Source organism: Leptospirales bacterium (assembly GCA_019694655.1).
Taxonomy (GTDB): Bacteria; Spirochaetota; Leptospiria; order Leptospirales; family Leptonemataceae; genus SSF53.
Genome location: JAIBBN010000001.1, coordinates 253,040 through 265,056, shown reverse-complemented (window position 1 = coordinate 265,056; position 12,017 = coordinate 253,040). Strand labels below are relative to the sequence as shown.

Genomic DNA, 12,017 nt, shown 5'->3' with positions numbered 1-12,017 from the left:
CAATGTCGACCTGCCCGGAAGACAACCAGTTGATGGACCACAGCCTGGGCCGGTCCACGCCAGGCGAGCTGCGCTTGCATCTTGCCCACTGCCGGCGTTGCCAGGACCGCCTGCACAAATTGGAAGAAGGACTGCTCTCCGAGGGCGTGGAATTCAAGGGTCAGGCCAGCTATCCTTTTCAAAGTCGACGGCAGGCTGGCCAGCGCGACGCCGTCTAAAGACTTGCCCTGCCAGGCGGCTACGCCGTGCATGGAGGGGTGAAGCGAGCCACGATGTTCGCTGCCCTGATGGGCAGCCTGGGTCCCGGACTGCTGCTATTTGCCAGCGCGGCCAGCGCCGGCCCCGACCAGGCCCTTCCGCCGCTGCGTATCGAGCAGGGTGCAAATGGCGCCAGCAACGCGACGGGTTCGTCGCCGCAGCTCACCGGCCCGGCGGAGCAGTTCTCGCTGCCGACGGGCAAGAGTCTGACCCTCAACTTCGTCAGCCAGGATGCGCTTTCGGGCGTGGATGATGTCTACGTACAGCTGAACGAAGGACCCTACAATCGCAGCGCCAACCGACGGCTGGAGCTGCGCGCCGACGGATTCTATGTCGTTCGCTGGTACAGCGTCGATCGTGCGGGGAATCGCAGCGCTGAGCAGGTGCGCGCCATCAGGATCGACAGCACTCCTCCCAAATTGCAATTTGCGCTCTCCGGAACCAGAACTGGACCCATGCTGGAAGTTGGCGGCGGCGCCACGCTGGCATTGAGCGCCAGCGATGAAGGGTGCGGCGTCGAGTCGCTGCAGTGGCGGCGCGGCGCGCAGGAAGCCTGGCAGCCTTATGTATCGCCCTTGCCATTGCGCGACCTGGCCTTTGAAGGCGGACGCGGACTGATTGAGTACCGCGCCACTGATCGATTGCAAAATGAAACGCCAATCGAAAGTTTTCAGTATCTGCTGGATCTGACTCCTCCGGCGCTTCCTCGCATGTTTGGCGATGCGGCGCCAGGCGAAAGCGTCTTGATCAATCGCCAGGGCATCCGCTTTCCGGCGGTGGAAAAGGGCGCTACGCTGGAATATCGTTTGAATGACGAAAGCTTCAGCATTGCTCCACAGGAACAGCCCTTGATTCTGGACAGAGAAGGCCCGGCGACGCTAACCATTCGGGTTACCGATGCCGTTGGCAACAGTCAGCAGCGCAGCTTCACGCTCAATATCGATCTTCGATCGCCTGAAACGGAGATACGCACTGAGCCCTGAGGGGGTTTCTGGCGCCATGGCTAGCGAGCAATCCTTGAGTTACCGCGATGCCGGCGTTGACACCCACGCCGGGCAGGCCTTCGTACGGCGCATTCAAAGCGCCGTGCAGAGTACTGCGCGACCGGAATGGCTTCGAGATCGCGGAGGCTTTGCCGGACTGTTTGATGTCAGCTTTCTGAAATCCTATCGGCAGCCGCTGCTGGTAAGCTCCACGGACGGCGTGGGAACCAAGCTGCGCCTCGCGCAGCTCTTTGATCGACACGAAACCATTGGCATCGACCTCGTGGCCATGTGTGTCAATGATCTGCTGGTAAGCGGCGCCAACCCGCTCTTCTTTCTGGACTACATTGCTACCGGCAAGCTCTCCGCGGAGCGACTGGCGTGCGTGGTGGAATCCATTGCTGCCGGCTGCCGGCAGGCAGGATGCACGCTGCTGGGCGGAGAAACGGCCGAACATCCCGACACGATGGCCGCCGAAGACTACGACCTCGGCGGATTCGTGGTCGGCGCTGTGGAAGCAGATCGACTCATCGACGGCAGCCGTGTCGCAGCGGGCGATGTAATTCTTGGCCTGCCTTCGAGCGGCATTCACTCCAATGGCATGTCACTGGTACGTAGAATCTTTTTGAAAGAGGGGCTGCAACTGCCAGCGAACGCAGCGGATCAACGCTTCTTGCGCGATGAGATCTTGCTGCGCCCCACATTGATCTATGAACCTGTAGTTCGACCGCTGCTGGAAGAGGGCGCTCCGATTCGCGCCATGGCGCACATTACCGGCGGCGGATTCTACGAAAATGCGGCGCGCATGCTCGGCGACACTCTGACAGCACAAATTGACGCCGGGTCCTGGACGCCGCCTGAACTATTTCTACAAATTGCAGATCGCGGTCCAGTCTTGCGCCAGGAGATGTTTTCGGTTTTCAATATGGGCATGGGCTTGTTGCTCTATGTTCCGGAAAGCGAAGCAGACGCAACACTGGCTCGCCTGAAAGAGACGATGGCCGCTGCGCCAACGCCAGCGCTGGGTGCAGTACGACGCATTGGCCGGGTCGTTCCACGGCAAGAATCTGCAGTCGAGGTCCGCTTCTGATGAAGACCGGCGGCGATTTCATTCTCAAAGGCAAGAGCCAGAGCGAACTCGAGGAGTTTTTTCTGGGCATCGAGCAGCCGCGCTACCGCGCCAGGCAGGCCTTCCAGCGCATCAACAAGCATCTGTCTGCTTCGCTCGATGATTTCAGCGAGTTTCCCATCTCCCTGCGCCAGAGCCTGGCAGAGATTGGCGCCTTTCCAGAACTGCAGTGGCTGCAGAGCCAGCGCGAGGCCAGCGGCGTTGAAAAGGCGCTCTTCGCGCTGCCTGATGATCGCGCCGGTCGCGCTCGCCGTTTCGAGGCAGTCTGGCTGGTTTCAGAAAACCGGCGAACGATTTGCATTTCTTCGCAACTTGGCTGCACATTGAACTGCAGCTTCTGCGCCACAGGAACTCTGGAATTTCGAGGAAATCTGGAGACCTGGCAAATTGTAGATCAGGTGTACGAACTGATTCGCCGACGAAAGGAAACAATCAGCAATGTGGTATTTATGGGCATGGGCGAGCCCTTCCACAACTACGAAAATGTTCTGCGCGCCGCGCGCATCCTGCATCATCCCGATGGCATGAACCTTGGCGCGCGCCATATTACGATCAGTACGGCGGGGGTCATTCCCGGCATCGAACGTTTTATCCAGAATCGTGAGCCTTTCAATCTGGCCATATCATTGAATCACCCCGACCCGGAACAGCGCGGTGAAATTATGGACATTGATCGAAAGTATCCGCTGCGTGAATTGCTGATTGTAGCGCGGCGCTTCACACGCGAACTGGACCGACGCCTTACTTTTGAATATGTCATGATCCCCGGAGTCAACATGGGCCCGTCGGAATTGAGGCAGCTAATAAAGATTGCGCGCTCCGTGCGTTGCAAAGTGAATCTAATCCCGCTGAATACGGATCTGCATGGCTGGCGGCGGCCAACGGAAGAGGAGAGCAGCAGTTTCTACAGCGCGCTGCTCGATGCCGGCGTGATGGCCTTCAATCGCGGATCGCCTGGCCGCAGCATCAATGGCGCCTGCGGCATGCTGGCCCTAAAAAGCGCCAGCTGAAAGCCATCGATCAACGCAGGCGCGGCGAGCGGTTATTCCTCGCTCAGCGAAAGTCGATAGCTAACTCCAAGCGAAACGACAGAAATCGTATCATTGTGGCTGCTTCCCGGGTAGGTCAGAGCGTAGTCCAGCAAGTAGCGCGAAGCGTCGAAACTCGTAGAGCTGTTCAATGCAATCGGAGTAACATTTTCGTCGCCAATCTGCAGCGACGTAACTGAGATCGTATAGTCCAGCAGCCAGTTCTCGGCAAAAGCCCAATGCAGTCCAAGGAGCAAGTTGAAGCCGGCTGCTGATAGGTCCCCGCTTTCGGTGCGCAAATCCACGGCGCCATTGCTGAACAGCGATATGCGCTCCATCTCCCAGTCGCCGCCCATCGCCAGCAGACGCAAGGCGGCCTGCAGTTCCAGAGTTTCTGTGGCCTGATAGCGGTAATCAAGGCCAAGCGCCGGCCCGACTGCAGATTCCTGAGTATAGTCGGAAAGACCGAGGCCAATCGCCGATGCACTGAGGCCGCCCGCGCTGGCCGTATTGACCGTCAGCCGATTGTACTCAGCGCGCTGAGCCATGGCGGCTATCCCGAATACCAGGAAGAGTTGATTGCTTTCTGACCCGCGCAGCAGGTCGTAGCCTGCTTCGGCCCGCGTGTTCAGGCGACCCAGCGAATCGACCTCTACCGACTCCAACTGCGTGAAGCTCAGGCTGCTGCTTTGCACAGCGCTAAAGCCAAGGTACTTTGGTCTGGATCCGGCGCCTTCATTGAAAAATGAAAAGCGCCACGGACCGCGCAGATACTCCAGCAAGAAGTCGACTCCGCCGCCGTAGGTCTCCTGCCAATCCGTATTGAAGCCAACGCCGCCAGCCAGAAGCGAACCATAGAGCCGATCATTGTAGGCCTTCTCTTCCAGATCCGGGCTGTGCTGGCTGCCGCCAAATCCAAAATGAATGCGCAGCTCCTCATTGCTTCGTTGCGGCGCAGCCTGCAGACTGCCGGCCGCAATTGCCAGTGTCAGTAAAACTCCCGCCTGAAACACCGCTAATCGACGCATGCTGAACTCACCTGCCAAAGATTCGATCGAGAAGATCCAGAAACCAATTTACCAGGCGCCAGAAAATTCCGCTACGCGAATAACGATGAAGCAGCCGATCCACCCGATCCATCTCGTCCGGTGAAAACTCGCGGCGTACAACATTCTCATCCACCTCCATGAGAATGCGCTCTTTTTGATCCTGTACATCGACCAGACGGGCCTCGATTGATTCCCAGCCCAACTCACGCGCCGCCTGCAGACGGCGAAACCCGGCTATCAAGCGGTTGTCTGCATCGATGACCACCGGTTGCAGCAAGCCCAGCCGCCGCATCGACTCCACCAGCTCGGAAAGGTCGCCGGCATCGCGGCGCACCCGATTTCCGATTTTAATGTCGACGACGCGAACCCGCATCAGCGCTTCTCCAGCTGGACATAGTCGCGCGAGGTTGCGCCGGTGTAGATCTGCCGCGGACGACCGATCTTGGTCTGCGGATTTTCAATCATCTCTTTCCATTGCGCCAGCCACCCGGGCATGCGGCCCAGTGCAAACATGACGGTGAACATCTCCGTAGGGATGCCAATGGCCCGGTAGATGATTCCAGAGTAGAAGTCGACGTTGGGGTAGAGTTTACGCTCAACGAAGTAGGGATCGTTCAATGCCGCCTCTTCCAATTTCTTGGCGATTTCCAGCAATGGATCATGCACGCCAAGACGGTTGAGCACATCGTCGCAGGCCTTCTTGATGATTCGAGCGCGGGGATCAAAGTTCTTGTAAACGCGGTGACCGAAACCCATCAACCGAAAAGTCGAATTCTTGTCCTTGGCCAGTCCCAGATACTTGGACACATCGCCGCCGTCGGAATGAATCCGCTCCAGCATCTCGATCACCGCCTGGTTGGCGCCGCCGTGCAACGGCCCCCACAGGGCGCAGACGCCGCTGGCTATCGTGGCATAGAGATTGGCGCGACTGGAACCTACCAGACGCACCGTCGAGGTAGAACAGTTTTGCTCGTGGTCGGCGTGCAGAATCAACAGCAAATCAAGGGCGCGCTCGACAATCGGGTCCACCTCATAGGAAGTAGCCGGCACCGAGAACATCATGTTCAGAAAATTGCCTACGTAGCTGAGGGCGTTGCGCGGATAGACCATGGGCTGGCCGATCGACTTCTTATGCGAGTAGGCAGCGATGGTAGGCGTTTTTGCCAGCAGACGCGTTATGGAGATTTCACGATGCTTTGGATCGAGCGGATCGCTAGAATCGGTGTAATATCCAGAGAGGGTGCAAATCATGGAAGACAGGATTGCCATCGGGTGCGAATCCTTGGGAAATCCGTCGTAAAGTCGCTTCAGATCCTCGTGGATCATCGTGTGCATGGTCACGCGGGTGCGGAAATCCTCAAATTGCTGCTTGGTTGGCAGCTCGCCGTAGATCAGCAGATAGGACACCTCCAGAAAGCTGGACTTTTCAGCCAGCTGCTCGATCGGGTAGCCCCGGTAACGCAGAATCCCCTTTTCGCCATCCAGAAAGGTTACGCCGCTGGTGGTGCCCCCGGTATTCATGTAACCCTCGTCGATGGTTACTATGCCCGATTGGCCGCGCAACTTGGTGATATCAACTGCGACTTCGTCCTCGCTGCCGCGTAGAACAGGCAGCTCATATTCTTTGTCCTGGAATACCAGTTTTGCGCTTTCAGACATTCGTCTTTCCCCAGTCTTGTTTGTATTTGCAGCCGACGCCGGCAGCGGGCGGTTTCAGGCGGCGACCCCAGCAATGGCAAACGCCCCCTGCGACGACAAGGAAAAAGCGAATGGTCCGCTTGTCCGGCCCCCAATACCGGCGGCCCCTGGAGGGTCGAAAAAGTGATGCTTGCCGCCAGCGGCGCGCCAGGAATGTTCTGCCGTATCAAAATGTGGCTGCGGTCCTGGCCGCAAATGCCCCGGAGTCTTCCGTGCTGAATATACTATCTATTCTTATCGCCGCCTTAAACTCGGTTTTTATGATGGCGGTCTTCCTGGTGAGCATCATTCCCCTGCTTGGGTGGATGAACTGGTTTCCGCTGGTGATTGCGGTCATAGGAATGTTACTGGGCGGCTTTTCGGATAAGAAGAGCGGACTGATCCTCAACGGCGTTGTAGCAATACTACCCGTGTTGCGCCTGATCGTTGGCGGCGGCGCAGCGTGAGAGCGGCGACGGTTGCTTCCCAACGGAAGCGTACTATTGCTTAGCACACAAAATCGAAGGCCGCCGCCTGCGCAGCTGTTCAGCGCCAGCCTCAGGAGTAAAGCCCGCGTTGCACGTAGACGCGGGCGCCTTTGCCCGGCGCCGCAAGCCAGAGATCGCCCTGCTGCAAATGTACTGGCGGCGCCTGCGGATCGAGATAGTCGATCAGCTCCATCTTTTCCAGTATCCGCACCGTTCGCGGCGGTATTGCGCTGTTGCCCGCCACTGCTACGCGCAGCGGCAAGCTCATTGCTTCCCAGCCGTTGTTCAAAATGACAATAGCCGTTTCGCCCTGGAACTCGCGCAAGTAGACATAGACAAAGTCGTCCACATAGAGCGTGTGCAGCGATCCAAAGCTGAGCGCTTCGTTTTGTCGGCGCAATTGCAGCAGCGACTTTGTCCAGGCGAAGACCTCGCCTTCCAGCAGATGCTCCGGCAATGGTTGCAATCCGCCGCCAAAGATCGCCCACGGCATGTCGCGGCGATTGTCTGGATCGCCGCGGCCCTGCATCGCGATCTCCGTTCCGTAGTAGAGCTGCGGAATGCCGCGAGTGGTCAATTGAAAACAAAGCGCCAGCTTCATGATGCGCAGCGCCGAGACTTCGTGCCCGCCGCAACGATCCAGGCAGGTTGTAAAGAAACGCTGCGGAAGGTCGTGATTGTCCAGCAGCGTGACCAGACGATTGGCATTGGTGTACTCGCTGTCGCGATCCAGCGCACCGGGCGGTTCAAAGGGATGCAGGTTGGGTCGCGCCAGCAGACGCGGCGACATGTCGCGTACAAATACGTCGGAGAGCGTAAACTGTAGCGGGAAATCGAATACGGAGTCAAACGCAAAGAATTTCTGGTAGAGCGACAGCAGGCCAACGTCGCCCGAAAGCACTTCTCCCAAGAGCGACACTTCCGGATACTTTCCTCGAACGTACTGCTTGTAAAGCTGCCAGAAGGTGCGCTCTACGTGCTTGACCGTATCCATCCGAATTGCGTCCAGATCGGTCCGATCAATCCAGTCCAGAATATCGTTCACGAAGTAGTCGGCAACCTCGGCCCGATCCTGGTCGATGTCAGGCAGTCCCCACATGCGGCCCTCTTCATCGGACTGCAAACTTTCGGCATTGAACCAATCAGCGCGCATCGGCGTCCCTGGTTCATTGCGCAACGCCGGATGGTTGTAGCCGGTATGGTTCACGACCATATCCAGCATCAGTTTCAGATCGTTGCGATGCAGCACATCGACCAGGTCTTTGAGGTAGGCCTTATCGCCGGGCGCCCGACCGGCCGTTGGCCGGTAAAGGTGCGGATCGACGCGATCAAAGTGCAGCGGCCAGTAGCCATGATAGCCAAAGGATTTTGACTCTGGCAGATGAATGTTCTCATAGACCGGCGTGATCCATAGAGTGCTGACTCCCAGATTTTTCAAATACGGGATCTTCTGGATGATTCCCGCAAAATCGCCGCCATGATAGGCCTGCGGATTGGCCAGATCTACATCTCGATTGTTATCCGGGTCGCCATTGAAAAAGCGATCGGTGAGCAGGAAGTAAATGACATCATTCTGACGAAGCACGACTGGAGCGCAGAAGCTCCCTGTAGATCGTCAATCGGGAAATAGCGAGCTCCACTCTGGCAACTCGCTTGCCAGTGGCCCGCATCGCCGGCAACTGGACGCGATGGGACCTGACTGGATCTTCCGCGACGGAATTCTGAAGGGCAAGGTCGCGCTGGTAACTGGCGGCGCGACGGGCATCGGCAATGGCATTGCGCGGCGTCTGGCTCGCGCCGGCGCCGATGTCGTCGTCGCCAGTCGGACCGCCGAGAAATGCGTCGCGGCAGCGGATGTGCTGCAGAAGGAATTTGGCGTACGCAGTCTGGGGCTGGGTCTGGATGTGCGTCACTCGGCGCAGGTAAACGAGGCCTTCAAAGATGCGGCTGCAAAGATGGGCGGCATTGATATCCTGATCAACAACGCCGCCGGCAACTTCTACTGGCCTGCCGAAAAGCTGCGCGACAAACTGTGGCTGGCGGTCCTGGAAATCGATCTGCACGGGACCTTCTATTGTTCGCGCGCCGCTTTCAAGTATTTGAAGGCCCGCGGCGGCGGATCGATCATCAGCATCAGTTCCAATTTGCAGAAGGATGGTTGGATCGGCATGGCCCCGGCTACTTCGGCCAAGGGCGGCATTGACGCATTGACCAAGACCCTGGCTCTGGAATGGGCGCCGCATAACATCCGCGTCAACGCCATTGCGCCAGGTCCGATTGTTACAGAGGGCGTCTCCAAGGCCTTTGAGATGGGCACGGACTTCAGCGAGGAAACCTGGAAGAAAGCCGTGCCCCTGCAGCGCACCGGACTGGCCGAGGAAGTCGGCGATCTGGCCGTGTTTATGTGTTCGCCAGCAGCCAGCTGGATGACGGGGACGAATGTTCCCTTTGACGGCGGCGAGGCAATCAGTCCGTTGCGCGCTATGCCAAGCGTCGAGCAACTACACGCGGCGATGAATTCGCGGCGCAATCGCGACGCTTAGAGCCGCTCCACGGATGGGGTTTTTGGACGCGCTCTTAGCAGGCGCTACGCTTCACTGACCGCCCGTTCCGGCGTTCACGCTTTGCACCTTGCTCAGCAGGCAAAGCAAGGAACTCTGACAGCTTCCGGCCCTGGCCGGGCGACAGAGTTCCATTGCATCGCCATAGCGTTCGCAGGCCTTCTGGCAGGCCGGCCAGATCACGCTGCTTTGCTGCTCGTACTCCGTGGGATACGCCTCACGCAGACAGGAGCTCATCTCGCCGCAGATCACTGCGCAGTGCTGCGCGGGGGCCGCCGCCTGAGACTGCGGCGCTATTCGCGCCTGAACCGACTGAAACAAAGCCGCAGTTCCCAGTAAGAGCAAGGGCGCCAGATAGGGTAAGCGAACCGACCAGCGACGGATTCGCCTCATTCTCTGAAGGGTCATGGATTGGCCTCTCCTGCGGCAACGCGGTGCGGCTCAGCGCGACTATCCTGCCAGACGGATGAAGCCGGCTGATAGAGAACGGCAGAGTCCATCACTGCCGACCGATCGCGTATCAATCGCGGCCAGACCGGCTCATTGAATTGTTCGCGATAGATTGGCCATTCGCTGCGTTTCCGCCAACCCGCCGGAGGTTGCGTTGCCTCTCGCAAGATCAGCAAGAGACGTCCGCCGCTCAGGCAATCTTGTTCGGTTACCGGCGAGTAGGCGATGATTTCCGCTTCGGGCAGGGCGATAGCAATCTTCTGGATGTCGTGCGGGTTTTGCGAGGCAACACAGTAGGCGCCCTGTCGTGCAAGGCGGTTGTGGCCAATCAGCGGACGCTCCAGCGCCGAAAGCGTACCAAACTGAAATGCAAGCGTGGCTGCCAGCCCCGCAAGCAGCGCCGACCACACTGGCGCACGCTCGCTTTTGTGATAGCGCACAAGGGTCCGGGCCAGGACCAGGGCGAAGAGCGATAGAGCAAAAACGATTGAGGATTGTACGCTAAGGCCGGCCCATAGGGCCGCAACCAGCGACACAAGCCAGAGGAGGAAAGCCAGCGCTCTGGTTGCCTGCAGCGCCCAGGCCCCCCGCCCGACCAGGGCCTCGTTGGTGCTTAAGGCGGCGCCTATCCAGACCAGCGGCAAAAAGGGAGCGACGTAGTAATCGCCCTTGCGCTCCGGAATCAGATGCAAGAGTACCATCAGCGCCGCCGCCAGCAGCAGGATACGGCCGTCGCGTTGACGCGGATGAAGAACGCGACCGGAGGCGCTCTTCCACAGCAGGTAAGCCAGCCAGGGCGTCCAGGGCATGGTGTAGAGAAGAAGCCCCAGTGCAATGCGCCATTCGCCCTGTGCGGCGCCGGAGAATTTCCCTGCGTTTTCTACTACCAGAAAGAAGCGCAGCAAATCCGCGCCGTGCTGATTACCAGCGGCCAGCGCCGCCATCCACAGTCCAAAAACGAACAGCGCTGCGCCATTGACCAGCGTCCAGACGCGCAGCGTCTCGATCCATGCCGATCGGCCGCGCCAGTAGAGACGTCCGTTCTTGATCTGAAATCGGAGCAAATGCAATGAAGTCCAGGCCAGCAGCGCCAGGTCCAGATAGACAAGGGCCAGCGGACCTTTGAGCAACGCGGCAACACCGCTCAGCAGCCCGGCAAGCAATAGCCAGAAGGAATGGCCATGACGCCAGTACTCAAGCAGGGCGGCGACGCCGGCTGTCAGCAACAACGTCAGCATCGCCTCCATCAGCGCCAGGCGGGAAAACTTAACGGCCGCCAGCGAGATCAGGTAGAGCGCTGAAAAAAGCGTAGAACGCAATGCAGACACTCGGGCGCGCCGTAGCATGATGTAGATCAGTGCGGCGGTTAGCGCGCCAGCCAGGACAGAGGGCAGCCGAGCCGCGGCCAGACCTGGTCCAAAGATCGCACTGCTAATCATGCCGGCCCAGTAAAGCAATGGCGGCTTGAAGGGATTTGGAACGCCATAAAGCTGTGGCGCAAGCCAGGCGCCGTCTTCGAGGCTTTCCTCGATGATGGCAATGTGCATGGCCTCATCGCCCTGTTGCAACAGCGCTGTTCCGCCGATGCCCGGCAATAGCCAGAGTACGCCAAATGATAGCAGCGCCAGCAGACGGAGAATGTCCCCCGTTGCCCGGCCCTCCGACAGGAATTGCCAGCTGCGCATGTCTCTTAAGATAGCGGTAAAGACTTAAAGTGACAACTGAAGTTACCTATTTTTACAATCCGATAGCTGCCCTGCGCCGGAGGCCTGGCGTGCAGCGCCAGCCCGACGACCGATCAGCGCGTAAGCGTTCTAGAATGAAGTAGGACTTCGGAGTTCAGTGCACGTTCATTCCAGTCGAGCAAGGGCCGCGCGCTGCGCCAGAGACTGCTGTGATTCAGGTCGCGACGCAGCAATTCGATCAAATCGGTGCGCGCTTTTAGCAGTTTCTCCATTTCGGCGGGTGTGCGTCCATTGCGGCGACAGCGATCGCGCAAGATAAAGAGCGCCCGCCGCGTATCGGCCAGCATCGCCAGCGCGGCTGGTCCATAGCCAAGTTCATTCAACTCGCCGGCCAGGCGGCGCAATCGGGCCGGCGCAATACGGCGCGAACGTTGCTCGCCAAGCGCACCCAGACTCTTGAGCAGCGCCGGATAGCTGCGCAGGCGTTCCTGAAAGAGCGCCAGTTCGCGATCGCGGGTAAACTCAATGCGCCAGCGCCGCTGCTCGTGCTGAAAGCGCCGACGCTCCAGGGCTAACTGCAGCCGATGCCGAAGACGTTCCTGGCGATCGCGCAGCAAGGCCACTACGGTCGCCGTCAACGAACCGGCCAGGGCCAGGCCGCCGCTGAGGGCGATAGCAGCGGAGGTCTCCATGGCGACAGTATCGGCGA

13 protein-coding genes are annotated in these 12,017 nt (G+C 59.0%); 6 read left to right on the top strand and 7 right to left on the bottom strand.

What is annotated here, in order from left to right; translation table 11 throughout:
* The first annotated feature begins 2 nt into the window (after positions 1-2).
* Genes K1X75_01295 through K1X75_01280 form a run of 4 tightly spaced genes read left to right on the top strand, consistent with a single transcriptional unit; the run spans position 3 to position 3,380 of the window.
* Entirely contained in the window at positions 3-218 is a 216-nt protein-coding gene (locus tag K1X75_01295; GenBank protein MBX7056669.1) for a hypothetical protein, read from the top strand.
* A gap of 54 nt (positions 219-272) precedes the next feature.
* The gene (locus K1X75_01290) at positions 273-1,241 is read left to right on the top strand and encodes a hypothetical protein (GenBank protein ID MBX7056668.1); all 969 of its coding nucleotides are present in this window, start codon (positions 273-275) and stop codon (positions 1,239-1,241) included.
* Positions 1,242-1,257: 16 nt separating this feature from the next.
* On the top strand, positions 1,258-2,331 hold the full coding sequence (purM, locus tag K1X75_01285) for a phosphoribosylformylglycinamidine cyclo-ligase (protein ID MBX7056667.1): 1,074 nt from the start codon (positions 1,258-1,260) through the stop codon (positions 2,329-2,331).
* Positions 2,331-3,380, top strand: a complete 1,050-nt coding sequence (locus tag K1X75_01280) for a radical SAM protein (protein ID MBX7056666.1) — start codon at positions 2,331-2,333, stop codon at positions 3,378-3,380. The genes purM and K1X75_01280 overlap by 1 nt, the downstream gene beginning before the upstream one ends.
* Before the next feature lie 32 nt (positions 3,381-3,412).
* On the opposite strand, the gene K1X75_01275 is transcribed toward K1X75_01280, so the two are convergent.
* The 3 genes from K1X75_01275 to K1X75_01265 are packed head-to-tail and all read right to left on the bottom strand — an operon-like array spanning position 3,413 to position 6,106.
* On the bottom strand, positions 3,413-4,426 hold the full coding sequence (locus K1X75_01275) for a hypothetical protein (GenBank protein ID MBX7056665.1): 1,014 nt from the start codon (positions 4,424-4,426) through the stop codon (positions 3,413-3,415).
* A gap of 7 nt (positions 4,427-4,433) precedes the next feature.
* A complete protein-coding gene (locus tag K1X75_01270; GenBank protein ID MBX7056664.1) occupies positions 4,434-4,820 on the bottom strand; it encodes a ParB N-terminal domain-containing protein in 387 nt (128 codons plus the stop codon).
* Positions 4,820-6,106 (bottom strand): citrate synthase, encoded by a 1,287-nt coding sequence (locus K1X75_01265; protein MBX7056663.1) that lies wholly within the window; start codon positions 6,104-6,106, stop codon positions 4,820-4,822. Before K1X75_01265 ends, K1X75_01270 begins: the two co-directional genes overlap by 1 nt.
* A 251-nt stretch (positions 6,107-6,357) precedes the next feature.
* Between K1X75_01265 and K1X75_01260 the strand changes: the two genes are divergently transcribed.
* Positions 6,358-6,591, top strand: coding sequence for a hypothetical protein (locus K1X75_01260; protein ID MBX7056662.1), 234 nt, complete (start codon positions 6,358-6,360; stop codon positions 6,589-6,591).
* Between the two features lie 91 nt (positions 6,592-6,682).
* Here K1X75_01260 and K1X75_01255 read toward each other — a convergent pair whose 3' ends face one another.
* Positions 6,683-8,197: a hypothetical protein gene (locus K1X75_01255; GenBank protein ID MBX7056661.1), complete on the bottom strand. Its 1,515-nt coding sequence runs from the start codon at positions 8,195-8,197 to the stop codon at positions 6,683-6,685.
* Positions 8,198-8,300: 103 nt separating this feature from the next.
* Here K1X75_01255 and K1X75_01250 point away from each other — a divergent pair, with 103 nt between their 5' ends.
* Positions 8,301-9,155: an SDR family oxidoreductase gene (locus K1X75_01250; protein MBX7056660.1), complete on the top strand. Its 855-nt coding sequence runs from the start codon at positions 8,301-8,303 to the stop codon at positions 9,153-9,155.
* Between the two features lie 51 nt (positions 9,156-9,206).
* On the opposite strand, the gene K1X75_01245 is transcribed toward K1X75_01250, so the two are convergent.
* The 3 genes from K1X75_01245 to K1X75_01235 form a co-directional block, all read right to left on the bottom strand.
* The gene (locus K1X75_01245) at positions 9,207-9,581 is read right to left on the bottom strand and encodes a hypothetical protein (GenBank protein MBX7056659.1); all 375 of its coding nucleotides are present in this window, start codon (positions 9,579-9,581) and stop codon (positions 9,207-9,209) included.
* On the bottom strand, positions 9,578-11,308 hold the full coding sequence (locus tag K1X75_01240; protein MBX7056658.1) for a glycosyltransferase family 39 protein: 1,731 nt from the start codon (positions 11,306-11,308) through the stop codon (positions 9,578-9,580). Before K1X75_01240 ends, K1X75_01245 begins: the two co-directional genes overlap by 4 nt.
* 113 nt (positions 11,309-11,421) lie before the next feature.
* A complete protein-coding gene (locus K1X75_01235; GenBank protein ID MBX7056657.1) occupies positions 11,422-12,000 on the bottom strand; it encodes a hypothetical protein in 579 nt (192 codons plus the stop codon).
* Positions 12,001-12,017: the final 17 nt, after the last annotated feature.

Bases quoted from the DNA above. Each gene is read 5' to 3' on its own strand.
- K1X75_01295 (MBX7056669.1), top strand. From the start codon at position 3: ATGTCGACCTGCCCGGAAGACAACCAGTTGATGGACCACAGCCTGGGC.
- K1X75_01290 (MBX7056668.1), top strand. From the start codon at position 273: ATGTTCGCTGCCCTGATGGGCAGCCTGGGTCCCGGACTGCTGCTATTT.
- purM (MBX7056667.1), top strand. From the start codon at position 1,258: ATGGCTAGCGAGCAATCCTTGAGTTACCGCGATGCCGGCGTTGACACC.
- K1X75_01280 (MBX7056666.1), top strand. From the start codon at position 2,331: ATGAAGACCGGCGGCGATTTCATTCTCAAAGGCAAGAGCCAGAGCGAA.
- K1X75_01275 (MBX7056665.1), bottom strand. From the start codon at position 4,426: ATGCGTCGATTAGCGGTGTTTCAGGCGGGAGTTTTACTGACACTGGCA.
- K1X75_01270 (MBX7056664.1), bottom strand. From the start codon at position 4,820: ATGCGGGTTCGCGTCGTCGACATTAAAATCGGAAATCGGGTGCGCCGC.
- K1X75_01265 (MBX7056663.1), bottom strand. From the start codon at position 6,106: ATGTCTGAAAGCGCAAAACTGGTATTCCAGGACAAAGAATATGAGCTG.
- K1X75_01250 (MBX7056660.1), top strand. From the start codon at position 8,301: ATGGGACCTGACTGGATCTTCCGCGACGGAATTCTGAAGGGCAAGGTC.
- K1X75_01245 (MBX7056659.1), bottom strand. From the start codon at position 9,581: ATGACCCTTCAGAGAATGAGGCGAATCCGTCGCTGGTCGGTTCGCTTA.
- K1X75_01240 (MBX7056658.1), bottom strand. From the start codon at position 11,308: ATGCGCAGCTGGCAATTCCTGTCGGAGGGCCGGGCAACGGGGGACATT.
- K1X75_01235 (MBX7056657.1), bottom strand. From the start codon at position 12,000: ATGGAGACCTCCGCTGCTATCGCCCTCAGCGGCGGCCTGGCCCTGGCC.